24 protein-coding genes and 1 riboswitch are annotated in these 22,528 nt (G+C 60.4%); of the genes, 5 read left to right on the top strand and 19 right to left on the bottom strand.

Annotated features, from left to right (window positions below):
• Positions 1-24 precede the first annotated feature (24 nt).
• From mgtE to CK627_RS11580, 14 genes are all read right to left on the bottom strand, one after another.
• The gene (gene mgtE / locus CK627_RS11645; protein ID WP_017783958.1) at positions 25-1,368 is read right to left on the bottom strand and encodes a magnesium transporter; all 1,344 of its coding nucleotides are present in this window, start codon (positions 1,366-1,368) and stop codon (positions 25-27) included.
• 120 nt (positions 1,369-1,488) lie between these two features.
• Positions 1,489-1,658, bottom strand: a riboswitch (M-box (ykoK) riboswitch).
• A gap of 212 nt (positions 1,659-1,870) precedes the next feature.
• Positions 1,871-3,079 (bottom strand): flagellar hook-associated protein FlgL, encoded by a 1,209-nt coding sequence (gene flgL, locus CK627_RS11640; RefSeq protein WP_017782329.1) that lies wholly within the window; start codon positions 3,077-3,079, stop codon positions 1,871-1,873.
• A 4-nt stretch (positions 3,080-3,083) separates the two neighbouring features.
• Positions 3,084-5,084: a FlgK family flagellar hook-associated protein gene (locus tag CK627_RS11635; protein WP_095592406.1), complete on the bottom strand. Its 2,001-nt coding sequence runs from the start codon at positions 5,082-5,084 to the stop codon at positions 3,084-3,086.
• Between the two features lie 3 nt (positions 5,085-5,087).
• Complete coding sequence (gene flgJ, locus CK627_RS11630; RefSeq protein WP_095592405.1) at positions 5,088-6,179, bottom strand: flagellar assembly peptidoglycan hydrolase FlgJ; 1,092 nt, start codon at positions 6,177-6,179, stop codon at positions 5,088-5,090.
• 47 nt (positions 6,180-6,226) lie between these two features.
• Positions 6,227-7,324: a flagellar basal body P-ring protein FlgI gene (locus tag CK627_RS11625; RefSeq protein ID WP_010633466.1), complete on the bottom strand. Its 1,098-nt coding sequence runs from the start codon at positions 7,322-7,324 to the stop codon at positions 6,227-6,229.
• An 8-nt stretch (positions 7,325-7,332) separates the two neighbouring features.
• The gene (flgH, locus tag CK627_RS11620; RefSeq protein ID WP_005302761.1) at positions 7,333-8,004 is read right to left on the bottom strand and encodes a flagellar basal body L-ring protein FlgH; all 672 of its coding nucleotides are present in this window, start codon (positions 8,002-8,004) and stop codon (positions 7,333-7,335) included.
• Between the two features lie 14 nt (positions 8,005-8,018).
• Positions 8,019-8,807, bottom strand: coding sequence for a flagellar basal-body rod protein FlgG (flgG, locus tag CK627_RS11615; RefSeq protein WP_005302762.1), 789 nt, complete (start codon positions 8,805-8,807; stop codon positions 8,019-8,021).
• A 14-nt stretch (positions 8,808-8,821) separates the two neighbouring features.
• The gene (gene flgF, locus CK627_RS11610; protein WP_005302763.1) at positions 8,822-9,568 is read right to left on the bottom strand and encodes a flagellar basal-body rod protein FlgF; all 747 of its coding nucleotides are present in this window, start codon (positions 9,566-9,568) and stop codon (positions 8,822-8,824) included.
• A 151-nt stretch (positions 9,569-9,719) separates the two neighbouring features.
• Complete coding sequence (gene flgE / locus CK627_RS11605; RefSeq protein ID WP_017778565.1) at positions 9,720-11,054, bottom strand: flagellar hook protein FlgE; 1,335 nt, start codon at positions 11,052-11,054, stop codon at positions 9,720-9,722.
• Positions 11,055-11,064: 10 nt separating this feature from the next.
• Positions 11,065-11,793, bottom strand: a complete 729-nt coding sequence (locus CK627_RS11600; RefSeq protein ID WP_005302765.1) for a flagellar hook assembly protein FlgD — start codon at positions 11,791-11,793, stop codon at positions 11,065-11,067.
• Between the two features lie 15 nt (positions 11,794-11,808).
• Positions 11,809-12,228, bottom strand: coding sequence for a flagellar basal body rod protein FlgC (gene flgC, locus CK627_RS11595; protein ID WP_005302766.1), 420 nt, complete (start codon positions 12,226-12,228; stop codon positions 11,809-11,811).
• Positions 12,228-12,626, bottom strand: a complete 399-nt coding sequence (gene flgB / locus CK627_RS11590; protein ID WP_005302767.1) for a flagellar basal body rod protein FlgB — start codon at positions 12,624-12,626, stop codon at positions 12,228-12,230. The genes flgC and flgB overlap by 1 nt, the downstream gene beginning before the upstream one ends.
• Before the next feature lie 63 nt (positions 12,627-12,689).
• Positions 12,690-13,514, bottom strand: coding sequence for a CheR family methyltransferase (locus CK627_RS11585; RefSeq protein WP_095592404.1), 825 nt, complete (start codon positions 13,512-13,514; stop codon positions 12,690-12,692).
• Between the two features lie 18 nt (positions 13,515-13,532).
• Positions 13,533-14,444 carry a chemotaxis protein CheV gene (locus CK627_RS11580; protein WP_005302769.1) on the bottom strand — a complete coding sequence of 304 codons (912 nt, stop codon included), beginning with the start codon at positions 14,442-14,444 and terminating at the stop codon, positions 13,533-13,535.
• A gap of 222 nt (positions 14,445-14,666) precedes the next feature.
• Here CK627_RS11580 and flgA point away from each other — a divergent pair, with 222 nt between their 5' ends.
• From flgA to CK627_RS11565, 3 genes are all read left to right on the top strand, one after another.
• Positions 14,667-15,272, top strand: a complete 606-nt coding sequence (flgA, locus tag CK627_RS11575) for a flagellar basal body P-ring formation chaperone FlgA (RefSeq protein ID WP_010633464.1) — start codon at positions 14,667-14,669, stop codon at positions 15,270-15,272.
• 89 nt (positions 15,273-15,361) lie between these two features.
• Positions 15,362-15,682, top strand: a complete 321-nt coding sequence (gene flgM, locus CK627_RS11570) for a flagellar biosynthesis anti-sigma factor FlgM (RefSeq protein ID WP_005302771.1) — start codon at positions 15,362-15,364, stop codon at positions 15,680-15,682.
• Positions 15,679-16,095 (top strand): flagella synthesis protein FlgN, encoded by a 417-nt coding sequence (locus CK627_RS11565; RefSeq protein ID WP_162519921.1) that lies wholly within the window; start codon positions 15,679-15,681, stop codon positions 16,093-16,095. Before flgM ends, CK627_RS11565 begins: the two co-directional genes overlap by 4 nt.
• A gap of 56 nt (positions 16,096-16,151) precedes the next feature.
• Here the strand turns inward: CK627_RS11565 and yfcE are convergent, their stop codons facing one another.
• The gene (yfcE, locus tag CK627_RS11560; RefSeq protein ID WP_095592403.1) at positions 16,152-16,694 is read right to left on the bottom strand and encodes a phosphodiesterase; all 543 of its coding nucleotides are present in this window, start codon (positions 16,692-16,694) and stop codon (positions 16,152-16,154) included.
• Between the two features lie 10 nt (positions 16,695-16,704).
• Entirely contained in the window at positions 16,705-18,342 is a 1,638-nt protein-coding gene (locus tag CK627_RS11555) for a peptide ABC transporter substrate-binding protein (protein WP_095592402.1), read from the bottom strand.
• A 166-nt stretch (positions 18,343-18,508) separates the two neighbouring features.
• Here CK627_RS11555 and CK627_RS11550 point away from each other — a divergent pair, with 166 nt between their 5' ends.
• Positions 18,509-19,408, top strand: a complete 900-nt coding sequence (locus tag CK627_RS11550) for a DMT family transporter (RefSeq protein ID WP_095592401.1) — start codon at positions 18,509-18,511, stop codon at positions 19,406-19,408.
• Positions 19,409-19,418: 10 nt separating this feature from the next.
• Here the strand turns inward: CK627_RS11550 and rsuA are convergent, their stop codons facing one another.
• Positions 19,419-20,111: a 16S rRNA pseudouridine(516) synthase RsuA gene (rsuA, locus tag CK627_RS11545; RefSeq protein ID WP_010633459.1), complete on the bottom strand. Its 693-nt coding sequence runs from the start codon at positions 20,109-20,111 to the stop codon at positions 19,419-19,421.
• 173 nt (positions 20,112-20,284) lie between these two features.
• Between rsuA and CK627_RS11540 the strand changes: the two genes are divergently transcribed.
• Positions 20,285-21,481: a cyclic di-GMP phosphodiesterase gene (locus CK627_RS11540; protein WP_017765631.1), complete on the top strand. Its 1,197-nt coding sequence runs from the start codon at positions 20,285-20,287 to the stop codon at positions 21,479-21,481.
• Here CK627_RS11540 and CK627_RS11535 read toward each other — a convergent pair.
• Positions 21,478-21,666, bottom strand: coding sequence for a hypothetical protein (locus CK627_RS11535; RefSeq protein ID WP_095592400.1), 189 nt, complete (start codon positions 21,664-21,666; stop codon positions 21,478-21,480). The genes CK627_RS11540 and CK627_RS11535 overlap by 4 nt on opposite strands.
• Positions 21,667-21,768: 102 nt before the next feature.
• On the bottom strand, positions 21,769-22,419 hold the full coding sequence (gene fsa, locus CK627_RS11530; RefSeq protein WP_005302782.1) for a fructose-6-phosphate aldolase: 651 nt from the start codon (positions 22,417-22,419) through the stop codon (positions 21,769-21,771).
• Between the last annotated feature and the right edge of the window lie 109 nt (positions 22,420-22,528).

Here is a 22,528-nt window from a genome sequence, read left to right as displayed (position 1 = left end):
CCTTTTGCGTTTTCGGATGGCGACTTACTGCAGCTCGGGCAACAGCAGCTTGGCAATCTCGAAGTAGATGATGAGACCGGTGCCGTCCACCAGGGTGGCGATGAAGGGGGCGGACACCACCGCCGGGTCGATGCGAAAACGACGCAGCACCATGGGGATCACCGAGGCGACGGTGGCGCTCCACAGCACGATGGCGATGATGGTCAGGGTGACGACCATGCCGATCTGGGGACCAACCCCCAGGCTCCAGGCCCGCACCCAGGCCGCCAGCGCGATGGCGGCCGAGATGAGCAGACCGGTGGAGATCTCTTTTTTGAGCACGGTGCCGAGGTTGCGCAGGCTCACCTCCCCCACCGCCATGGCACGCACGATCGTGGTGGTGATCTGGGTGCCGCTGTTGCCGCCGGTGCCGATCAGCAGCGGGATGAAGAAGGCCAGCGCGATGGCGGCTTCCAGCTGCTCTTCAAACGCCCGCAGCACGGTACCTGTATAGGCTTCGGCCACGAACAGGATCAGCAGCCAGCCCACCCGCTTGCGCCACAGCTGCCAGGGGGTCGCCTGCAGATAGGGGGTATCGAGCGGCGAGGAGCCACCCTGCATCTCGGCATCCTCGGTGGATTCGAGCTCCAGGATGTCGGCGGCATCGTCGACGTGGAAGATGCCCACCAGCTTGCCCTGATCCTCCACCGGCAGGGTCGAGAGGTCGCGATCGATCAGCAGGCGGGCGGCCAGCTCCTGATCCGCCCGGGCGTTGATGCGCACCACCTCCCGGTCCATCAGCTCGCTCACCGGCAGTTGCGGGTCGGCAATCAGCAGGGATTTGAGCGAGATGCTGCCGAGCAGGCGTTTGTCGTTGTTGACCACATAGAGGTTCTGGAACAGCTGGGCGTTGTCCCAGGCATCGTGGATCAGCTGCTTGGCACTGCCCACCGTCTCCTGATCGCCGATGGCCAGAAACTCGTGGCGCATGTTGGCGCCCACCGATTCAGTCGGCCAGTCGAGCAGGGAGTAGAAGGTGGACTGTACCTGCTCCGGGAAGCGAGCAAGCAGCATGGTGCGATCACTGCTGCCCAACCGGCGCAGAATGGCCAGCATGTCGCGCCGGGGCATGGCCCCCTGCAACAGGCTGACGATGCTGACATGCAGTCGCATCAGCAGCCGGCCGGCACAGTCTGCCGACAGCGAGCCGAGCAAAGCAGCCCCCTCGTTGATGGGCAGGGTATCGAAGATGCAGTTGAGCTCTTCCGGACGCAGGGTCAGCAGTTGATCGGCGCGCTGAACCGGATCCAGGTTGTGCTCCAGCCAGCCCTGCAGGGCGGCCAGATCGAGCAGTTGGTGACGATTGAGTAGTGTCTGTGTTTTCTTCATCACAAATGACCTCATGTGATTTCAGGCAAGCCTGAGCGCGAACGGTGATCCGTCGCCGTCTGAAAGAAAACAGCAATTTGATTGACGAGTAATAGGCAGGAAATGACGCCGTCCGGCGTGTCATCATCCCCACGTACCAGCTTTAGCACTGCATAACGTATCCGGCATGCCGGAAGCCACTTGGGTTTACACCTTAATCCGATGAAAACTGTCCTGATCTTGGGCGTCTCTGGACGTCGTGAGATCAGTGGCCTGTGTTTATACAGGAGCCTCGCCTAACGAGATGCTGCAAATAGTCGCACAACCCTCTGTTGTGCGGGCAGCATGATTATCGAACGCTCAATAGGAGTCAACCCGGGGCAAGGGGCTAAATGGCCCATGGCAACAGCTTGTTACAATTGGTTGGCAAGGGGAGTTGAATGAGGATAAAAAAACGGAAGAAAGGGGCTGGAACGGCAACCATCGCTTGCGGCCAGCCGGGGCCGCAAGCGATGAAAAAAGCTCAGCGGATGTAGTCGAACAGGGTCAACTTGCTGATCTTGCTGAAGGAGAGCTGGGTGGCGCTCAGGGCCGCATCCTCTTTCGACAGGGTGGCGATCACCTCGTAGAGATCCGCTTCGGAGACCTTGGCCCTCGCCTGCTGGTTGAGGGTACTCAAGCCCTCGTTCGAACCCATCACCTGCTCCAGCCCGTTCATGCGCCCGCCGATCTCCCCCAGCCCCTGATCCACGTTCAGACGGGCATTCTTCATGTGGGCGGTGGCATCCGCCACCTTCAGCTGGAAGGTATCCGGCGTGATGTTGGGATCCCGCAGCGCCGTGATGAAATCGGACATGCCATCCAGGATGTTGTTGTTCTGGGGCGGATCCAGCACGAAGTTCTGCGCCGCGCCCCCCGCCGGCAGCGACAGAGTCAGCTCCAGCCCGTTGAAGGGGATCTTGTTGCCCGCCACATAGTCGCCGCTTTGCAGCAGGGTACCGCCGCCATCCCTGATCTCGTAGGTATCCGGCGTGCCGGCGATGGTGTTCACCGTGTACTGGTTGCTGGCGAGCGAAGGGTCGTAATTGTTGCGGTAAAAACTGTCGAAGTGGCCCTGATCGGCCACCCCGACCTGAATATTGGCGCTCCCCGCGCTACTGGTACGACGGGTCGGCACGATTTCAAACAGGTTGAAGCCAGAATCGTTGGCGGCAATCTGCACCGTCGGTGACACCTGGATCTTGCGCTGACCGGTATCCCCCTGAAAGATGTAGTTGCCGCTGGCATCCTGAATGAAGGGCTGGGTCTTGCTCTGGTTGCCACCAAAGATATATTCGCCCTGGGAGTTCTTGCTGTTCATCAGGTCGAACATCTGCTTTTGCAGCCCCTCCAGCTCGCTGGCGATGGCCTGGCGATCCTCGTACCCCACCGCCGAGTCGTTCGCCTTCTGGATCAGGGTCTGGGCGCTGGTCATGGCGGTATTGAGAGCGGTCAGCACCGTCTCCTCGTGGCCCAGGCTGTTTTCCAGCAGGCTGCCGTTGACCCCGTACTGCTTGAAGAGATCGATCTCCTTGGTCAGCGCCAGCTTCTGGCTCATGCCGGAAGGGTCCTCCCCCGCCGACTTGAACTTCTCCCCCGTCATCAGTTGCTCATAGGCCGTACTCAGCCGCTCGTTGGCACTGTTCAGCGAGGAGATGTTGCGGTCATAGACCATGTTGGTAGTGATACGCATCGGGTTACCTCACTGATGACAGCAGGGTGTCGAAGATGGTCTTGGCGGTGCTGACGATCTGGGCGGAGGCGGCATAGGACTGCTGATAGCGGATCAGGTTGGCCGCCTCCTCCTCCAGACTGACGCCGGAGACACTCTCGAAAATCCCCCTGCTCTGGGTCAATTTCGTTTCATCGGCCTTGAGCTGGCTCTTGGCCTGGCTGGTGGTGTTGCCCACCCCGGTCACCAGGCTGGAATAGGCCTCGTTGAAGGTCATCTTGTCGTTGCTGGTGCCGGCATTGCTGCTCTTGCGCACCAGATCCTTGTTCTGCAGTTCGGCCAGCGCCAGGCCGTTGGCGTTGTCGGCAAAGCCGTCGGTGTTGTAGCTCAGGGTGAAGCTGTCATTGGCTTCCACCTTGCCGGTGATGCTGAACTCATAACCCGGGGTCTGGGTCGGAGTGGCATACACCTTGGGGCCACCAAGCGGATTCTCGAGGGCCGCCATCAGGTTCTGCCCCTTGCTGGCGGCGGGGGCAACCCCGATCAGGGTGGTACCGTCCGCGGCATAGACCTGGTAGTTGCCGCTGCCATCTATCTTCACCACCTGGGGTGAGGCCGGATCCAGGCTGTTGGTGCCAAAGCCGGAACCGGCGCCGGTATTGGTGATGCCAGTGAGCTTGATCTCGCCCGAACCGAAGTTGTTCTTGCCTTTATCCGCCTTGAGCGGCGACGCCAGCGCCAGATCTTCGGCCCGGGTCACCAGCTGGTCCAGGCCGGCTGCCGCCCGCTTGGTGGGTCGCAGCAGGATCCTGTCCCCCGCCGCCGGCGTGCCGGAGAGATCGAACTGGATACCGTGCCCCGCCACCTGCACGGTGGCGGGTGGCGTGGTGCCGGTGGCCAGCGAGGTGCGGTTGCCATCCTTGTCCACCGAAAACACCTCGTAGCCGGTGGCACTGCTGAACTGCACCTCGTAGTCGAAGGTGGTCACTTCCGTCCCCTTGCCGGGCACGAAGCTCACCTTGGCGGCAGCGTTGCCGGTATTCTGGCTGTAGGGCAGGCCATCATTCGTGCCGAGAGAGAAGAGATCCCCCCCCAGCTCGTTGTCCAGATCCATCCCCAACCGGTTTTGCTGGTTCATGGCATCCGCCATGGCGGCCGCCAGCTGACCCAGCTCGCGCTTGGCCGGTTCCAGATCGTTGCGGGCGGAGAAGAGCCCCCCTATCCCGCCGCCTATGTCCTTGTCATTGAGGGCGACCTTGTTGGGGTCCATGACCAGCTGCAACTCGGACTCACGGGCATCGGGATTGCCCGGCACCACATTGAGCTGGGCAACGCTGCCGTTGAGCACCAGGGAGTGGCCGGTGCTCATGTTGACCAGCATGCTGCCGTTGTCCTGCGGCACGGTGCGGATCTCCATCTTCTCGGAGAGCTGGCGAATGGCCTCGTCCCGCTGATCGAACAGCATCAGGTTCTCTTCCGGCGTGCCCTGAGTGCGAATGATGGCCTGGTTCAGATCGTTGATGCTGTTGATCAGGCTGTTCACCCGCTTGGCTTCGTCACCGATGGTGGTGTTGATGGTGTCGGTCTGCTTGTCCAGCTGGGCCGACAGGGTATGAAAGCGGTTCACCATGCCACTCAGCCCGCTCAGGGTGGTCTTGCGGCCCGAGATGTCGGCGGGTGCTTCGTTGGCGGTATGGAACCCCTCGAAATAGGAGCTGATGGCGGCACCGACGCTGTTGCTGGTGTCCCCCAGCAGGGTATCGGTGTTGGCGAGCTGCTGATAACGGGTGGAAGAGGCATAGAAGGCCGAGGTGTCGCGTCTGACCTCCCCCTGGGCATAGGCGTTGATGACCCGCTCGGTCAGCATGTCCCCGGTGCCGAGTCCGTTGGCATTGGTATAGATCAGGGTCCGTTCACGCACATAGCCCTGGCTATTGACGTTGACGATGTTGTTACTGGTGGTCTGCAGCAGCCGCTGCTGGGCCATCACACCCGAGGTACCAATTCCAAGCAGATCGCTTGCCATGACTTACAGCTCCATTTCTGTCGTGTTGGTCGCGGAGTAGCCGGCAATGGCATCACTGCGCAATACCTGTTTCAGTTTCCTGGCATAGTGCGGGTCGGTAGCGTATCCGGCCTGTTGCAAGGCTTCGAAATAGCGATCCGGACTGTCCACCTTGGCCAGTGCCCCCTTGTAGCGGGAGCCCGATGTCAGGAAATCGACATAGTCGTTGAAGCTCTCTTCGAACGACTCGTAAGAGCGAAACGCGGCCTTCTGGCGCGATGCCACTCCTTTCTCGTATTCCAGGGTGCTGACCACCGTCTTGGGCCCTTCCCAGCGCGGGTCGGCCTTGATGCCGAACAGGTTGTGGGTCACCTGCCCCTCCCCGTTCTTGATCACCCGTTTGCCCCAGCCGCTTTCCAGCGCGGCCTGCGCCACCAGCACCGCCGGGCTCAATCCCAGCTTGGCGGCCGCCTTCTTGGCCAGCGGCATCAGCCGGTCGACAAACTCTTCAGGGGAGTCGAACACCTGCGCGGTATCATCCAGCGCCTTGTGACTGCGCATGCCGTGTGCCTCTGCCGCCGGCCCCATGGGCGGTACGGTTCGGCGGGTACGATGCAGCGCTGTCTGAGGCTGGGTATCCCCTTGCATCTCTTTCTCAGCAAAATCTTTGCCAACTTTTGAGGCGGAGATGAGATCGTTGGCGGCGGAGGTGGGCGGCTGATAGGGTTTGTAGACCCGCTCGGTGCGCTGGGGCATCTTGAGCACCCGCCCGTCGTGATGGGTGAAGGTCTCCGGCGAGAGCTGCTTGGCCACCATGGCGGCCAGGCCTATCCCCCCCTTGCTCGACATGTCGGCGACCCGCTGCTCGTCCAGCATCCCTTCGTAGAACTGGGTGTAGCTGCTGTTGAAGGGGCTGTCCTGGGTCAGCACCTGGTTGGCCTGGCGCATGCTCTGGAACAGGGTCTGGGTGAAAATGGACTCGAACTGGCGCGAGGCGGCCATCAGCGCATCCGCTTTCCCCTCCTTGCTCTGGCTCAACTGGCGCAGGCGATCCAGGTTCTGGATATCCTGTACCATGCCCAGATTCACGCCGCCGTTGTTATCTAACTCTGCCATTTTGCTTACCTCATTGCCGCCCGTGGCAACCCCTTGCCGCTTGTTGATTACAGTATGACCAGCTGGCCTTCGATGGCGCCAGCCTGCTGCAGCGCCTCCAGGATCGCCATCAGGTCGCCGGGTGCCACCCCGACCTGGTTCACCGCCCGCACCAGATCATCCAGGGTCGCCCCGGTATCCAGCTTGAACATGCGCCCCTGCTCCTGCTGCACATTGATGGTGGAGTTGTTGGTCACCGCCGTCTGGCCGCCCGAGAGCGGATTGGGCTGGGAGACCTGCTGGTTCTCGGCGATGGTGACCGTCAAGCCGCCATGACTGATGGCCGCCGGCTTGAGCCGCACCTGGCTGCCGATGACGATGGTGCCGGTACGGGAGTTGACGATGATCTTGGCCGCCTCGGTGGCCGGATCCACCTCCAGGTTCTCGATGGTGGCGAGATAGGAGACCCGCTGGCCCGGATCCCGCGGTGCATAGACCTTGACCGAGGTGGCATCGAGTGCCTGCGCGGTGTTGGGGCCGACCAGATCATTGACCACGTCGGCCAGCCGGCGCGCCGTGGTGAAGTCGGGACGGTTCAGGTTGAAGGTGATGGTATCCCCCTGACTGAAGGAGTTCGGGACCTCCCGCTCCACGGTGGCCCCGTTGGCGATGCGACCCACGGTAGGAGTATTGACCACCACCTTGGAGCCGTCAGCCCCCTCGGCCCCCAGCCCGCCAACCACCAGGCTGCCCTGCGCCACCGCATAGACCCGGCCATCCAGCCCTTTCAGGAAGCTTTGCAGCAGGGTGCCGCCACGCAGGCTCTTGGCCTCACCGATGGCCGATACGGTCACATCTATGGTCTGCCCCGGTTTGGAAAAAGGGGGCAGATCGGCATGGATGGCCACCGGCGCCACATCCTTGATCTTGGGCTTGATGTTGTCCGGCACCTTGATGCCGAAGTTGTTCAGCATGGTGCGAAACGTCTGCTCGGTGAAGGCGTTGCTCTTCTCACCCGTACCGGGCAGACCCACCACCAGGCCGTAGCCGATCAGCTGGTTGCTGCGCACCCCTTCCACCGAGCTGATGTCCTTGATCCGGGAGGCATGGGCCATCCCCAGGGGCAACAGGCAGCAAAACAGGGCAACAAGACGGAGCGACTTCATAACACCTCCTAGAGCGGCCACCAGGGACCATTGAAAAAGCTGGTGAGCCACCCCTGTTCCTGGCTGTTGGCCAGATCGCCGGTACCACCGTAATGGATGCGGGCATTGGCCACCTTCTGGGAGGAGACGCTGTTGTCCGTGGTCACGTCCTCGGGGCGGATCATGCCGGTGATCCGGATATATTCATTGCCGTTGTTGAGCATGATCCACTTCTCGCCACGCACCAGCAGGTTGCCGTTGGGCAGTACCTTGGCCACGCTGACGGAGATGTTGCCCTGCAGGCTGTTGCTCTGATCCGCCTTGGCCTGCCCCTTGAAAGCCCCATTCTGGCCAAGGGAGGCAGACAGATCATAGGGGCCGGCCGTTACCGGCACGCCACCCAGCATCGCAGTGTTCATCGTCAGCTTGTTGTCCTTGCCGCTCTGGGTATTGGCCTTCTTGGAGGCGGAGGTGGACTCGGCCAGCTCGATGGTGATGATGTCACCCACCTTGTGCGCCTTGATGTCCGAGTAGATGCCGTTGACCTGATCGGGCTGGAAAATCGCCCCGGTCGGTCTGACCGAGACCGGCTCCGACTCCCCGTAGACGGGGGCAAACTCGGGATCATCGGGCTTGGGGGTATTGGGGGTGCTGCTGCAGCCCCCCAACACCATCAGTCCCAGCATCCATATGGCTTTCATGGTGCGCCTCCTACTTATGTGCGCTGGATCAGGAAGGACATCATGCCGTCCACCGCCGAGAGAACCTTGGAGTTCATCTCGTACACCCGCTGGGCCTGGATCAGGTTGACCAGCTCTTCGGTCACGTTGACGTTGGAGGTCTCCAGCATGCCCTGCTTGATCACCCCAAGCCCGTCCGTGCCGGCCACCCCCTGAATGGGGGCACCGCTGGACTGGGTCTCGACAAACATGTTCTCCCCCATCGGCTGCAAACCGGAGGCATTGACGAAGTCGCTGGTATTGATCTGGCCGATGACCTGGGAAGCCCCATCCCCCTTGAGCTGCACCGAGACCTGCCCATCTTCCCCAATGGTGACGCTCTGGGCGTTCTCGGGGATCTGGATTTCCGGCTGCAACGGATAGCCGTTGCCCGGCGTGACTATGGTCCCTTCATCATTGAGGGTGAACTGGCCGTTGCGGGTATAGGCGGCGCTGCCGTCCGGCAGCTGGATTTCGAAGTAGCCGCGGCCGCTTATCATCAAATCCAGCGAGTTGTCGGTGGTCTGCACGTTGCCCTGGCTGTGGTTCTTCTGAGTGGCCACCACCTTGGCACCCGCCCCCAGCATCAGGCCGGAGGGGAGTTCGGTGTCGGCCGACGAGCGACCGCCCGGCTGATTGATGTTTTGATAGAGCAGATCCTCGAAGATGGCCCGGGATTTTTTGTAACCCACGGTGCTGGCGTTAGCCAGGTTGTTCGAGGTAACCGAGATATTGGTCTGCTGTGCATCCAACCCGGTCTTGCTGATCCAGAGTGCAGGGTTCATGTAAAACTCCTTGGTTAGCTGATACGCAGCAGCTGGGTTTGGGCCTCGTCATTCTCTTCCGCGGTCTTCATAATTTTGACCTGGGTTTCGAACTGACGTTGCAAGCGAATAAGGTTGGTCATTTCATCGACCACGTTGACGTTGCTCCCCTCGAGGGAGCCGGCGATGAGGCCCACATTGGCCGACGCCGCTTCATTCTGGCCATCCTTGCGACGGAACAGGCCATCCTGCCCCTTCTCCACCGCATCGGCTGCCGGGTTGACCAGCTTGATGCGCTGGTACTCCTCCGGCAGGTTGGGAGCGGCCCCCTCCGGCCGGCCGCTGATGGTGCCGTCCCGGTTGATTTCGATCTTCTCCATCGGCAGCGGCAGCACGATAGGCTGACCGCCATCGTCCACCACGTTCAGGCCGGTGGAGGTCTGCAGATTGCCGGTGGCACTGAGCTGCAGGTTACCCATGCGGGTATAGGCTTCACCGCCCTTGGGATCCTGCACTGCAATCCAGCCCGGGCCGTCGACGGCAACGTCAAGATCCCGACCCGTGGTCATCAGCATGCCGTGCTGCAGGTTCTGCCCAGGCCGCTCCGCCATGGCGAACACCCGGGTGGGCAGTCCTTCGCCAAACGCCTGCATGCTGCGCGCCTGCTCGAAGTCAGACTTGAAGCCGGTGGTGTTGGCGTTGGCCAGGTTGTTGCTTCGAACAGCCAGGCTGTTCATGCTTTCCTTGGCCCCGGACATGGCGATGTATAGCAAGTGATCCATGGGATCCTCCGTCAAACTGATGACTCTGGCAGAGGAACTGCAATTTGAATGCCAATCCCCATCAAGCTTGTCAGTTACCGCCGCAATCACCCGCAACAACAGGCAATAAAAAGGGGCGCCGAAGCGCCCCTTGTCGTGCATGCAACCAGACTTAACGGATCTGCAGTATGGTCTGCTGCAGGGAGCTGTTCACTTCCAGCGAACGGGAGTTGGCCTGGAAGTTGCGCTGCGCCGTGATGAGGTTGACCAGCTGGGAGGTCAAATCCACGTTGGACTGCTCCAGCGCAGAGGACTTGATGCTGCCCAGGGTGCCCGAATTGGGGGTGCCTGGCAGCGCATCGCCAGAGAGCAGAGACTGGCGCCAGGAGGTATCGCCGACCTGGGTCAATCCTTGCGAATTGGCGAACTTGGCAAGTGCCACCATGGCAACCTTCAACGTAGTTGCATTGCTGTAGGTCGCCGACACAATACCATCCGGCGTGATCTCCACCTTGGTCAGATTACCGACAGTGGCGCCATCCTGGGTCAGCTTGGTGACGTTGAAAGGCGAGCTGTATTGCGTCACGTCGCCGAGACGGATCTCCAGTGTCTGGGTGGGGTCGGCACCGTTGGTGATAATCCCGGCTGCAGTACCAAGCGCAACGGTTTTGATCGGATCTGCCGGAACGGTCAGCGTTGTATCCAGTTTGCCGCCGGAGGTAAACGTCATCTGGACGCCGGTGGGGACACCTGCGGCCGGGCTGGGTGAACCACCAGCGATGTCGATAGGCTTGTCCCCCTCATACATGTACATGCTCCAGGTACCCGGGGTCAGCGGCGTGCCCGGGGCAGCCGGATCCTCGTGGCGAACAAAATATTTGGTGATCACGTGGGGGGCACCCAGCGAATCATAAATCGTCACGGAAGTTGAGTGGGCGAAGGTGGCCGAGTTGGTGTGATCAAACGCAGCCGGTGACGTCGGTTTGGTTTTCGACTCGATACTCAGGTTGAAACTGGCTTCCACCAGCTCGGTCATTTTGGGCTCGCCCGCCCGATCCGGAATTTGAATCGGCTTGGTGGCGTTGATGCTGACCGCCTTGGGTGTCCCATCCGTGTTGATTTCATAACCTTGCAGATAGTTGCCCTGATTGTTGACCATATAGCTGTTTTCATTGAGCTTGAAGGCCCCAGCCCGGGTAAAGGTACGATCCAGATTGGTCAGACCGTCCGACGTCACGAAGAAGCCGTTGCCCTGGATGGACAGATCAAGGGCGTTGTTGGTGAATTGCAGCGCTCCCTGATGGAACTGCTGCGCCACCGCCCCCGTTGCCACACCGTTGCCGACCTGAGTCTTGGCATTGACGAAGATGGAGTTGGCGTAGACGTCCGCAAACTCGGCACGAGACTCTTTAAAGCCCGTGGTATTGACGTTGGCAATGTTGTTGGCGGTAACGTTCAGATCTTTTTGTGCCGCGTTGACACCGCTCAAGGCATTGTTAAATGACATATCCAGCTCCTTAGATCGATGCTGTTGGCGTGGTGGTTGATGGTGTTTTCACCGTACCTGCAATCTGCAAGATACTGTTCAAGCTTGTTGTACCGAGGCCTTTCAAATTGAGCTGGGTCGGATTGCTGGCCGAACCCAGGATCACGCTGTCGACCTTGCCGTAGGCAAAGATCGGCACACTCTCCGACTTACCGTCCACGGTACCGTTTGCCTTGAGGGTGTATTTGCCCTCTTTGGCCGGGTTTCCGTTCTTGTCCTTGCCATCCCATACAATTTCGACGTTGCCCTTCTGATCACCTTCCAGAGGAAACTCCTTGATGACCTGTCCGCTCTCGTCTTCGATGGTGATCTTGACGTTCGAATACTTGTTTTCTGTGCCCACTGCGACCACACCCGGCAAAGAGCCATCTTTTTCCAGGTAGCCGACGTTGCTCTGCAGCAAGACGTTTTGCCCCACCAGTGCCGACGCCTGCAGCGCCTGGCTGGAGGTCATCAAGGTATTGAGGCTGCCAATCTGGTTCGACAGGCTGCTGATCCCCTGGGACGTCGACATGGACGTCATCTGGGAAAGCATCTGGGCGTTGTCCACCGGTTTGAACGGATCCTGATAGGAGAGCTGCATGGTCAGCAGCTTCAGGAACGACTCCTGATCCAGCTCCTTCTTCGGAGTGGTGGTCGTGCCTGTGGTCTGGGTGGAGGTATAGCCAATACCGTTCACACCACTGGTTGTATCTGCCATTTATGCGTCCCCCTGTCAGGACTTGCCGAGGTTGAGCGTCTGCTGCAGCATCTTCTTGGCAGAATCGGCCACCTGCACGTTGGTTTGATAGCTGCGCGAGGCGTTGATCATGTCCGCCATCTCTTCCACCATGTTGACGTTTGGCTTGAAGATGAAGCCATCCTTGTCTGCCATGGGGTGGTTGGGGTTGTACTCCTTGAGCAGAGGGGCATCGCTCTCGACAATGCCCTTCACTTCAACCCCGGCCGACGCCTGCTTGTCCGACATGGCCTGATCCAGCTGGGCGGCAAAGATTGGCCGCCTGGCATGGTAAGTTTTTTCCACGCTGGAGCTCACGCTGTCGGCGTTGGCCATGTTGCTGGCTACCGTGTTGAGTCGAACAGACTGTGCACTCATGGCCGAGCCTGCAATGTCAAAGACCTTGAACAAACTCATCACTGTTCTCCTTTCAAGGCCTTCAGCAGGCCACTGATCTTGCTGTTCATAAATTCAAGGGAGGTCTGGTATTCAAGGCTGTTGCGCAAGAACTCGCTGCGCTCCTGCTGCACGTCCACCGTGTTGCCATCACCGGTATCCGGCTGCAGGGGATTGCGGTACTGCGTCACGCCAGGCGCATCCATCTGCAGGGCAAAGTGCTTCTCGCTGGTCGTGGCAAGGCCGAAGCCCTGATGTTGCTGGGCCTCTTCCAATGCTTGCGAGAAGTTGATGTCTCTGGCCTTGAAGCCAGGGGTATCCGCGTTGGCAATGTTGCTGGACAACACCTCGGCACGCTTGGAGCGAACGCTCAGCGTGTATTGATGGATACCAAATGCCTTGTCGAATGAAATTGCCATAGCACACCTCCTGCTTGAGAAATTATTAGCAAGAGGTGTGCCAAAGAGGGATTTAAGCGGGGATCATTTAACCTTGTAGACGATGCCGGGGTTGCAGCGGATCATCTCGAACCTGTCGGTCAAACCGGCCAGCGACTCGGAAGCCCCCAACATCAGGTAGCCGCCAGGATTGAGGCTGGCTGCAAACTGGTTGAGGATCTTGGACTTCACTTCCGGGGCAAAGTAGATGAGTACGTTGCGACAGAAGATGATGTCAAACTTGCCAAGCAGGCTGTAGCTCTCCAGCAGGTTCAAGGGCCGGAAGGTGGTCAATTTTCTGACACGCTCCACCACCCGCATCTTGTTGTCACCATAGGGTTCGAAGAACAGCTTCTTGCGCTCGGGCGACAGACCACGGGCCAGTGCCAGGCTGTCGTATACCCCCTCCTTGCACTGATTGAGCATGGTGGTCGAGATGTCTGTCCCCACGATCTGGACGCCACCTGGCAAGGTGCCGGGCTTCTTCATCTGCTGTTCCAGCGCCGTCATGGCGATGGAATAGGGCTCCTGTCCGGAGGAAGAGGCCGCAGACCAGATTTTGATGGGCCGACCGCTCTTGCCCAGCTCGGGAAAGATCTTGTCGGTCAGCAGCTGGAAGGGATAGGTATCGCGAAACCACAGGGTTTCGTTGGTGGTCATGGCATCAACCACTGCCATTTTCAGGTCACGCTCACGCACACTCATCGCTCGAGTAACCAGATCAGACAGACTCTCAATACCAAACTGAGTCATCAAGGGTGAAAGCCGACTCTTGACCAGATACTGTTTGTTGTCACCCAGCACGATTCCGCTCTGTACCGCCAGAAAATTGCTGAATTGTTTGTATAAGTCGTCCGAAAGTGTCTTCATGCAGTTTGTTCTTCTTGATTAGAGTGCGCCTTGTACGGCCTTGGCCAATTCATCCGGCTGGAATTTGGCAATGAAATTGTTCGCACCAACTTTCTGCACCATGGCCTGATTGAACACCCCACTGAGGGATGTGTGCAGAATAACATGTAAGTCCTTGAGATTGGGATTGTTGCGGATCTCTGCCGTGAAAGTATATCCATCCATCTCCGGCATCTCGATGTCCGAAATCACCAGGGCGATCTGATCCTTGATGGGACCGTTTTTGGACATCTCCAGCAACATGTTGAGCGCTTCGCGTCCATCCTTGGCCAGCACGCACTGTACCCCGATGGCTTCGAGGGCGCGCTGCACCTGCTTGCGGGCCACGGAAGAGTCATCGGCCACCAGCACCGGACGTCCCAGGGTCGGGTGTTCTACGCTGGCCTCCACCAGCTCCTGACTCACTTCGGTCGACACCGGCGAAATCTCGTTGAGGATGCGCTCCACGTCCAGGATCTCGACCAGCTCCCCATCCACCTCGGTGACGGCCGTCATGTAGTTGATGCGCCCCGCCCCTTTCGGCGGGGGCAGAATGGACTCCCAGTTCATGTTGATGATGCGCTCCACCGAGTGCACCAGAAAACCCTGAATGGAGCGGTTGTATTCAGAAATGATGATGAAACACTTGGTCAGATCCTCGATAGGACGCTTGCCCATCGCCATGCTCAGATCGATGACGGAGATCGTCTGGCCACGAATGTGGGCCACCCCGCGAATGCAGGAGTTTAACTTGGGCATGACGGTCAAGGGAGGACACTGCAACACTTCACGAACCTTGAATACGTTGATGCCAAATCTTTGACGTCCGTTGAGACGAAACAACAACAATTCCAGCCGGTTTTGCCCCACCAGCTGGGTACGTTGGTTGACCGAGTCCAGGATACTGGCCATAAACACTCCCTAAAAACGCTTGGCATTAATCATGCATGCGTGTTGGCTTGCGTCAGACTGTCGATGTCACTACGAACGAATTCTGAAGCAAGCATAGTTAAATATGGTGATATACGTGAACAACTTATCGGCCTGCGAGCGAAAATGATTAGTAGACTTTTCCTCACCTTACTGCTGTTTTGCGGCATTTCTCACGCCACGGCATCCGAGGTGACCAGTTACTTGCAAGAAAAGGCGCAGGAATTTGTGCTCGGCCAGCTCGATGTCCCCCTCGACGCCCAGGCACAGGTGCAGGCCGCTTCCATCGATGAACGTCTGCCCCTGAGTCGCTGCGAAGAGCATCTGTCCATCACCCTGCCCGCCAAGATGGAGATCCGCCGCAATACCACCGTCTACCTCAAATGTGAGGAGGAGAAACCCTGGGATCTCTACCTGCCGGTGCGGATCAGCATACAGAAGCCGTATGTGACCGTCTCCACGCCGGTGGCCAAGGGCGACATCCTCAGCGAGAGCGTGCTGACACAGGCCTACCAGGATCAGACCCTGATCCGCGGCGACTATCTCAGCGATACCACGGCCCTCATCGGCGTTCGCAGCAAACGGGAACTCAAGCCGGGCCAGCCTATCCGGCTCAGCCAGGTCTGCGTCGTCTGCAAGGGTGACCAGGTGACCCTCAGCGCAGAAAATAGCAGCATGCAAATCAAAACCATGGCCCGAGCCTTGCAAGATGGCAGCTTCGGAGACATGATCAGGCTCGTCAATATCCGGTCAGGCAAAACGGTGCAGGGAAAAGTCAACGCAGTTGGCTCCGTGGTGGTCACCTTCTGAGTATTTTCGGATCACTTTTTTTCTAAAGTTATGACGGCAGCCACCGATAAACAGGTAAGCGAACAGCAAAGCAGGCGAAGGTAAACACTATGGCTATTAACAATATCAACAACTTGGCGAACAATCGGTTGCAAAATACCGGTAGCAGCCAGGGTGCCAGCACCAAACCAGCGACCTCGTCCTCCGACAACCGTGCGGCGGCCGTCAAGACCGACTCCGTCTCTCTGACCAGCGAGGCGCAGCAATTGCAACAGATGCAGAAGAACCTCAACTCAGCCTCCACCGGCAATGAAAGCCGGGTCGAGAGCCTGAAGAAAGCCGTGGCCAATGGTGAATATCGGGTCGACAGCGAAGCTGTGGCCAAGAAGATGTTCAGTTTTGAATCCAACCTCGACAAGTTGCTGGGATGATGGATTTACCTTCGCTGCTGCACACCCAAGACGACTACCTCTCCCAGATGCAGGGCTTGCTGGAGGAGGAGTTCAACCTGCTCAAGCAGCACCAGGCACTGGCGCTGCCCGAGCTGGCAGAGCACAAGCAGAAGCTGCTTGCCGATATTGAAGAGTTGGACAAGGCCATGGCACTGCTGCCCGACCTGAAACAGCAACTGAACGCCTACCCCGAGCAGATGCGCACCCTGCGTGAGAAACTCGATGCCTGCCAGGAACAGAACGATCTGAACGGGCGCCTGCTCGAGCTCAGCATCGTCTCCAACCGCCGGCTGGCAAGCTACCTGAGCAAGCTGCGGGATCGCAACTCCCTGACCTATGACGCCAAGGGCAATACCCGCTCCGGTACCCGCTCCATCGGCATCAAGGCCTGACCTCCCCCGTTACGACGACAGGCTGCCCCGCAGCACAACCATCCCCCTTCTCTTTTTTACAGCGCCAGCTGCAACAGTACTTCGCTGTCCGCACAGGCGTGAATGCCGAGCACCCCATCCTCGTAGCGGCCATAACTTGCCGCCAGATTGCCGCGTGGAAAACAGATGGATCCCGGGTTCATCAGCACCAGCTCCCCTTCCCGCTGCAGCACGGGCAGATGGGTGTGACCGCTGATGAACAGGCTGCCGGCAGGCAGCGGCACCTCGGCAGGTTGATAGAGATGGCCATGACTGACGAACCAGCGCCGGCCATCCACCAGCAGCTGGTTGTAAGGGGCGGTGATGGGAAAATCCAGCAGCATCTGATCCACTTCCGAATCACAGTTGCCACGCACCGCCATGATGTGGGAGGCCAGCCCGTTGAGCCGCTCGGCCACGGCCGCAGGGGCATAGCCAGGCGGCACCGGGTTACGCGGGCCGTGATTGAGCAGATCGCCGAGCAGCAGATAGTGATCCGGCTGCCAGGGGGCGAGCTGGTCGAGTACCTGCTCCAGCGCACTCAGGCTGCCGTGCAGGTCGGAAAGAATGGCAATCTTCATGGCGAGCTCCTTACTGCTGACTGAAGTAGAGATCCTTGGTGGCGATCGCCCCTTTCAGGTTCTGCACCGGCAGGCCGCGCAGGGTAGGATCCACCAGTCGCATCTGGTTGTAGTGATAGACGGGGATGGCCGGCATCTCGTCCATCAGCAACTGCTCTGCCTGGTGGTAGATCCCGCTTCTGGCATTGCCATCCAGGGTATCGGCCGCCTGTTGCAGCAGGCCGTCGAAGGCCGGGTTGCAGTAACCGCTCTCGTTCTGGGGATCCTGGCAGCGGAAGCTGTTGAGCATGGCTGAGGGCTCCACGTAATCCCCGAACAGGAAGGAGCGGGCCAGCATGAAATCGCCGCTGTCTTTGGCCACCTGATAGGCGTTCCACTCCATGTTGTTGAGCGTCACTTCGACCCCCAGCGGCTTCCACATGGATGCGACGGCCAGCGCCAGCTTCTTGTGATTCTCAGAAGTGTTGTAGGTGAGCGTCAGCTTGAGAGGATGCTGGCTGTCATAGCCGGCCTGGGCCAGCAGCGCGGCCGCCCTGGCCAGCCGGGTCGGCTGATCCTGCAGGGCCAGTGGAGAGCTCAACGCCTCGTAGCCCGGCATGCCGGGCAGCAGCGACCAGGCGGGTTGCTCGCCCTGCCCGCTGACCTTCTCGGTCAACAGATGACGATCGATGGTCATGGCCAGTGCCTGGCGCACCCGCACGTCCTGCAGTTCAGGGCGGCGCAGGTTGAAGGTGTAGAGGTAGGTGCCCAGCAGCGGCAGACCCCAGATCCGCTCGGGGGTTGCCTCTCTGGTTTTCTGGTAATACTCCAGCGCCACCTTGTTGGTGAGCTGGATCTCCCCCGCCTCGTAGCGCAGCCGTTCGGCATGCTGGGAGGCGAGCGGCAGATAGGTCACCCGCTGGATCCGGGTGTGGGCATCATCCCAGTACTGCACGTTGCGCTCCGCCTCGATGCGCTCGTTCGGTACCCAGTTCACCAGCTTGTAGGCGCCGTTGCTGACCAGCTTGCCGGGCTGGGTCCACTGCTTGCCGAACTGGCTGATGGCTTTCTCGTTGACCGGCACGAAGGGGCGCTGGCTTATCAGTTGCAGGAAGTAGGGAACCGGCCGCTCCAGCGTCACTTTCAGGATCTGCTCGCTCTCGGCTTCCACCCCCAGGGTGTTGAGATCGAGCGCACCGGCATAGATGGACTGGGCATTGTTGATGCCGGTTGCCAGCAGCAGGCCGGCAGAGGGGGAAGCCTGGGCGGGGTCCAGCAGACGACGCCAGGCATAGACGAAATCGGTGGCGGTGAGCGGCTCGCCGTTGGACCACTTGAGCTGCGGGCGCAGGAAGAAACGCCAGACCAGTCCGTCTGCACTGGTCTCCCAGCGCTGGGCCTGGGCCGGCACGATCCGCCCCTGACCATCTTCGCTCACCAGCCCTTCAAACAGGTCCACCAGCACAACTTCACCGGGGAAGCCGGAGCGGATCTGGGCCGGGTCGAGGGATTCGGGCTCGGCGCCATTGCCCTTGACCAGGGTCTGGCGATCCGACAACGCGGGATCCTGGGATACCGTGGTCGCCTGCAGCGGCGGGGTCAGCAGCAGCCCCATCAGCAAGGGGGAGAGCCAGCGTGGTGCCGGCCGGCGTACTAAGCGGTAAACCATGACATAAACCTCGTTCAATGCACTTATTTCAGGAAAGGGGGAAGGCCGGCGGCGCGCCTGGATACGAATGCATGATGCCGCGCTTGTTATCCCCGAAGACGCCCCGTATTGTATCGGGCTTGCCCAAGAGATGGAGTCTCTCGGGCTATTTTTTTCAGGAGTTTTTATGGGGTATGAGTGGCTGGCGCTGGCAGCGGCCAGTTTATGGGCAGTAGCGGCCCTGATTTCCGTCAAACCGGCTCGTCATCTGGGGCCATTTGCCTACAGCCGCTGGCGGATGTGCCTGGTCAGCCTGATGCTCGGCAGCATGAGTCTCTTGACCGGCGGCTGGCATACCCTCTCGGGCAGCGCCCTCCCCCTGCTGGCCATCTCGGGCCTCATCGGCATCTTCATCGGCGATACCGCCCTCTACGCCTGCATGAACCGGCTGGGTCCCCGTCGCAGCGGTCTGCTGTTTTCTTGCCATGCGCTGTTTTCCGCGCTGCTCGGGCTCTGGCTGTTCAACGAGCAGTTGACCGGTTCCCGGCTGGCTGGCGCCATGCTGGTGTTTGTCGGCGTCATGCTGGCCATTCTGTTTGGTCGGCGCAGCAGCGGCAGCGAATGGGAAAAAATACGGGGCAGCCTGGCAGCCGGGGTCGCGCTGGGGCTGACCGCCGCCCTCTGCCAGAGCCTGGGCGCCATCATCGCCAAGCCGGTGATGATGAGCGGCGACGTCGATGCGGTGAGCGCCTCCGGCGTCAGGATGGGCAGTGCCCTGCTGGCTCACTGCGCCCTACGCATGACCGGGCTGCCACTGAGCAAGCCGCTGCATCCCATCAACCGTCGCATCTTCGGCATGATAGCCCTCAACGGATTCCTCGCCATGGCGCTCGGCATGACGCTGATCCTGGTGGCCCTGAAACAGGGGGATGTGGGCATGGTGGCCATCCTCTCCTCCACCACCCCCGTCATCTTGCTGCCACTGCTGTGGTGGCACTCGGGCGAGCGGCCGTCCGCCGCCGCCTGGGCCGGCACCCTGCTGGCCACCCTGGGGACCGTGCTGGTGCTGGGCGCCAGCGGCCACTGACTCCTGGCGATCAGAAGCGGGCGATTTCGTCGACGGTCAGCTCGCGATATTCGCCCGGCGCCAGATCGTCGTCCAGCACCAGATCTCCCACCCGCTCCCGGTGCAGCCCCACCACCTTGTTGCCGATGGCGGCAAACATCCGCTTCACCTGATGGTACTTGCCCTCGTGGATGGTGAGGCGCGCCTCGCACTCCCCCAGGATCTCCAGCTGGGCCGGCCGGGTCTTCTCGGTCTCGCTGCGCAGCAGCACCCCTTCGGCAAACAGCGCAATGGCATCCGGGCTCACCGGATCGGCCAACCAGACGTGGTAGGTCTTGGCGCACTCGTGACGGGGAGAGGTGATGCGATGGGACCACTGGCCGTCATCGGTCACCAGCACCAGACCTGTGGTGTCGAGATCGAGCCGCCCCACCACGTGCAGCTTGCCCATGGCCGGCTCGTCCATCAGGAAGAAGACGGTGGGGTGATCCGGATCCTCGTTGGAGCAGACATACCCTTCCGGCTTGTGCAGCATGAAGTAGCGGTTGCGCTGATCCAGAGTCAGGGTGACGCCGTCGAACTCGATCTGGCTCTGCTCGTTGATGTGGAAGGCGGGCTGCTTGACCACGATGCCGTCCACCATCACCTCTCCCTGCCGGATCAGTTTGCCCGCCAGCGAGCGGGTCAAGTCGGAACAATCGCAAAGAAATTTATCGAGCCGCATGCACAACCTCAGAGTCCATCAAGAAAGGGGCGTCATTATATCGGCCGGGGCCGACAACTCCAGCACTAAGCGCCAAGGCCGGCCAGCATGTCGCCATGACGAACCCGGGCGCCGGTGTTAGACTGCCAACAGAGGGCCTAACGTCACGCATAATAATAATGTCAGGAAGCCGTATGAAGTCGCACACTCCTCATCCCGTTATCCCCGTCAACCAGCTGCAACCCGGCATGTACGTGATCGCCATTACCAGCCAGACCGGCGGCATGGAGATTGCCCAGATGGGGCTGGTGACCACCCGTCAGCAGATCAACGATCTGGTCAGGCGCGGCGTACTCACGGTGCGGGTCGATCTCGCCCGCAGCAAGCTGCCCGGCATCGAGCAGGTCATCTCCCCCCAGCCCGCCGTCTCTGCGACCAGCTCACAACGTCCCTCCGGCAGTGGCAACGGCGAGGGGCGCGAGCTCAAGATCCGCCGGCTTTATCAGGAGGCTCGCGAGCTGCAGGGCAAGTTCATCCGCCACCTCAAGGCGGGGGAGCCCATCGACATCACGCCGCTGGCGGCAGTGGCCGAGGAGATGGTGGACACCATGTTCACCCACGGCGACGCCATGCTCTGTCTGGCCCGCATTCGCGCCAAGGATGCCTACCTGATGGAGCACTCCATGAACGTCGCCATCCTGCTGGCGAACTTCGGCCGCTATCTGGACCTGGATCGCAGCGTGCTCAAGGAGCTGACCCTGGGCGGCCTGCTGCACGACGTGGGCAAGATCATGACCCCGGACGAGGTGCTGAACAAACCGGGCAAGCTCACCGACGAGGAGTTTGCCGTCATGCGCCAGCACGTGGTGCACAGCTACGAGATCCTGAGCAACACCCCCGGCATCACCGCCACCATGCTGGAGGTGGCCGCCAACCATCACGAACGGCTCGACGGCACCGGTTACCCGCAGCGGCTCAAGGGCGAGCAGCTCTCGCTCTATACCCGCATGAGCGGCATCGTCGATGTCTATGACGCCGTCACCGCGGATCGTGTCTACAAGCAGGGGATGCAGCCGACCCAGGCCTTTCGCATTCTGCTCAAGGGGATCAACCACCACTTCGATGCCGAGCTGGTCACCAAGTTCATCAAGTGCATGGGGGTCTATCCGGTGGGTACCCTGGTGCAGCTCTCCAACCAGCGGCTGGCCATCGTCATGCAGCGCAATCCCCATGAGCCGCTCAAACCGGTGGTGAAGGTGATCTATCACGGAACCCAACGCCACTACCTCGAGGTGCAGTGGCTGGATCTGGCCAAGAACGGGGTGCAGGAGACCATCGAGAGCACGGTCGATCCCAAGGAGTTCGGCATCAACCTCGCCAACTTCGTCTAGTCGGCACCCCCTTCCCGCAACCGCTCGGTGCAGTGCTGGATGAGGAACTCCTCATCCAGCGGCGACAGATCGAAGCGGATGCAGGCCTCTTCGATGGCCCGGATGTCGTGTTGATGGTGCTCGCTGAGCCAGCGCACGGCGCGGCGCAGATCTTCACCGTGGGGCAGCAGGGTATGGTCGCTCATGGGGCACCTCCGATCAGCCATCGATAGCGGCCCGTCACAGCGGGCCCTCTCTTCTAGCTTAGCCCGCCTGCCGCCCCTTCATCATCCGGCCTTCAAACAGGCTCAGGCAAACGCCCGCTGCCAATCCTGATCAAACTTCGCCAGCGCCGCGTCCACCGCCGGCACCCGCAGCAGCTGTTCGGCCACATCGAGCGGCAATGTGATGGACTGGCAACCCGCCAGCAGGCAGTCGAGGGCCTGGCGCGGGGTGCGAAACGATGCCGCCAGCACCTTGCTGTGCGGCGCGTGCAGCGCCAGCAGCTGTTGCAGCTCCTGCACGGTGGCGATGCCATCGCCCCCCTGGGCATCCAGCCGGTTGACGTAGGGCGCCACGTATTCGGCCCCCGCCACCGCCGCCAGCCAGCCCTGCAGCGGGGTATAGACCGCCGTGCCCAGGGTCGGCACCCCGTTGGCCGTCAGGGTCTTGATGGCCGCCAGCCCCTCTTCACATACCGGGATCTTGATCACCAGGTCCCGATCCAGCTCACGCAGGGCAAATGCCTCGCGCACCATCTCGGTCTCGGTTTTGGCCATCACCTGGGCAAACAGCCGCGCCTTGGGACCCAGCGCCTCCCGCAGGGCAGGCAGCAGCTCGGCCAGCGGCATGCCACCGGCAGCGGTAATGGACGGGTTGGTGGTGACGCCGGCCAGCGGCAGGATCCGTGACCAGCGGCGCACCGCAGCCACATCGGCAGTATCGAGATAAAGCTCCATCTCTGACTCCTTAAGGGGATGTGCAATCTGTCGCCATTCTAGCGAGATAACATCCGCAATTTAGTTGATCAAAATCAAATCAACTTTCGAACGAAAGAAAATAGAATGC

Source organism: Aeromonas dhakensis, assembly GCF_002285935.1.
Lineage (GTDB): Bacteria > Pseudomonadota > Gammaproteobacteria > Enterobacterales > Aeromonadaceae > Aeromonas > Aeromonas dhakensis.
The sequence above is the reverse complement of the archived record's forward strand: the minus strand, read 5'-3'. Positions and strand labels throughout refer to the sequence as shown.

Bases quoted from the DNA above. Each gene is read 5' to 3' on its own strand.
- rsuA (WP_010633459.1), bottom strand. From the start codon at position 20,111: ATGCGGCTCGATAAATTTCTTTGCGATTGTTCCGACTTGACCCGCTCG.
- CK627_RS11585 (WP_095592404.1), bottom strand. From the start codon at position 13,514: ATGAAGACACTTTCGGACGACTTATACAAACAATTCAGCAATTTTCTG.
- flgC (WP_005302766.1), bottom strand. From the start codon at position 12,228: ATGAGTTTGTTCAAGGTCTTTGACATTGCAGGCTCGGCCATGAGTGCA.
- CK627_RS11580 (WP_005302769.1), bottom strand. From the start codon at position 14,444: ATGGCCAGTATCCTGGACTCGGTCAACCAACGTACCCAGCTGGTGGGG.
- CK627_RS11600 (WP_005302765.1), bottom strand. From the start codon at position 11,793: ATGGCAGATACAACCAGTGGTGTGAACGGTATTGGCTATACCTCCACC.
- flgM (WP_005302771.1), top strand. From the start codon at position 15,362: ATGGCTATTAACAATATCAACAACTTGGCGAACAATCGGTTGCAAAAT.
- CK627_RS11555 (WP_095592402.1), bottom strand. From the start codon at position 18,342: ATGGTTTACCGCTTAGTACGCCGGCCGGCACCACGCTGGCTCTCCCCC.
- yfcE (WP_095592403.1), bottom strand. From the start codon at position 16,694: ATGAAGATTGCCATTCTTTCCGACCTGCACGGCAGCCTGAGTGCGCTG.
- flgL (WP_017782329.1), bottom strand. From the start codon at position 3,079: ATGCGTATCACTACCAACATGGTCTATGACCGCAACATCTCCTCGCTG.
- flgF (WP_005302763.1), bottom strand. From the start codon at position 9,568: ATGGATCACTTGCTATACATCGCCATGTCCGGGGCCAAGGAAAGCATG.
- CK627_RS11550 (WP_095592401.1), top strand. From the start codon at position 18,509: ATGGGGTATGAGTGGCTGGCGCTGGCAGCGGCCAGTTTATGGGCAGTA.
- fsa (WP_005302782.1), bottom strand. From the start codon at position 22,419: ATGGAGCTTTATCTCGATACTGCCGATGTGGCTGCGGTGCGCCGCTGG.
- CK627_RS11565 (WP_162519921.1), top strand. From the start codon at position 15,679: ATGATGGATTTACCTTCGCTGCTGCACACCCAAGACGACTACCTCTCC.
- flgJ (WP_095592405.1), bottom strand. From the start codon at position 6,179: ATGGCAGAGTTAGATAACAACGGCGGCGTGAATCTGGGCATGGTACAG.
- mgtE (WP_017783958.1), bottom strand. From the start codon at position 1,368: ATGAAGAAAACACAGACACTACTCAATCGTCACCAACTGCTCGATCTG.
- CK627_RS11635 (WP_095592406.1), bottom strand. From the start codon at position 5,084: ATGGCAAGCGATCTGCTTGGAATTGGTACCTCGGGTGTGATGGCCCAG.
- CK627_RS11540 (WP_017765631.1), top strand. From the start codon at position 20,285: ATGAAGTCGCACACTCCTCATCCCGTTATCCCCGTCAACCAGCTGCAA.
- flgE (WP_017778565.1), bottom strand. From the start codon at position 11,054: ATGTCATTTAACAATGCCTTGAGCGGTGTCAACGCGGCACAAAAAGAT.
- CK627_RS11625 (WP_010633466.1), bottom strand. From the start codon at position 7,324: ATGAAGTCGCTCCGTCTTGTTGCCCTGTTTTGCTGCCTGTTGCCCCTG.
- flgG (WP_005302762.1), bottom strand. From the start codon at position 8,807: ATGAACCCTGCACTCTGGATCAGCAAGACCGGGTTGGATGCACAGCAG.
- flgB (WP_005302767.1), bottom strand. From the start codon at position 12,626: ATGGCAATTTCATTCGACAAGGCATTTGGTATCCATCAATACACGCTG.
- CK627_RS11535 (WP_095592400.1), bottom strand. From the start codon at position 21,666: ATGAGCGACCATACCCTGCTGCCCCACGGTGAAGATCTGCGCCGCGCC.
- flgH (WP_005302761.1), bottom strand. From the start codon at position 8,004: ATGAAAGCCATATGGATGCTGGGACTGATGGTGTTGGGGGGCTGCAGC.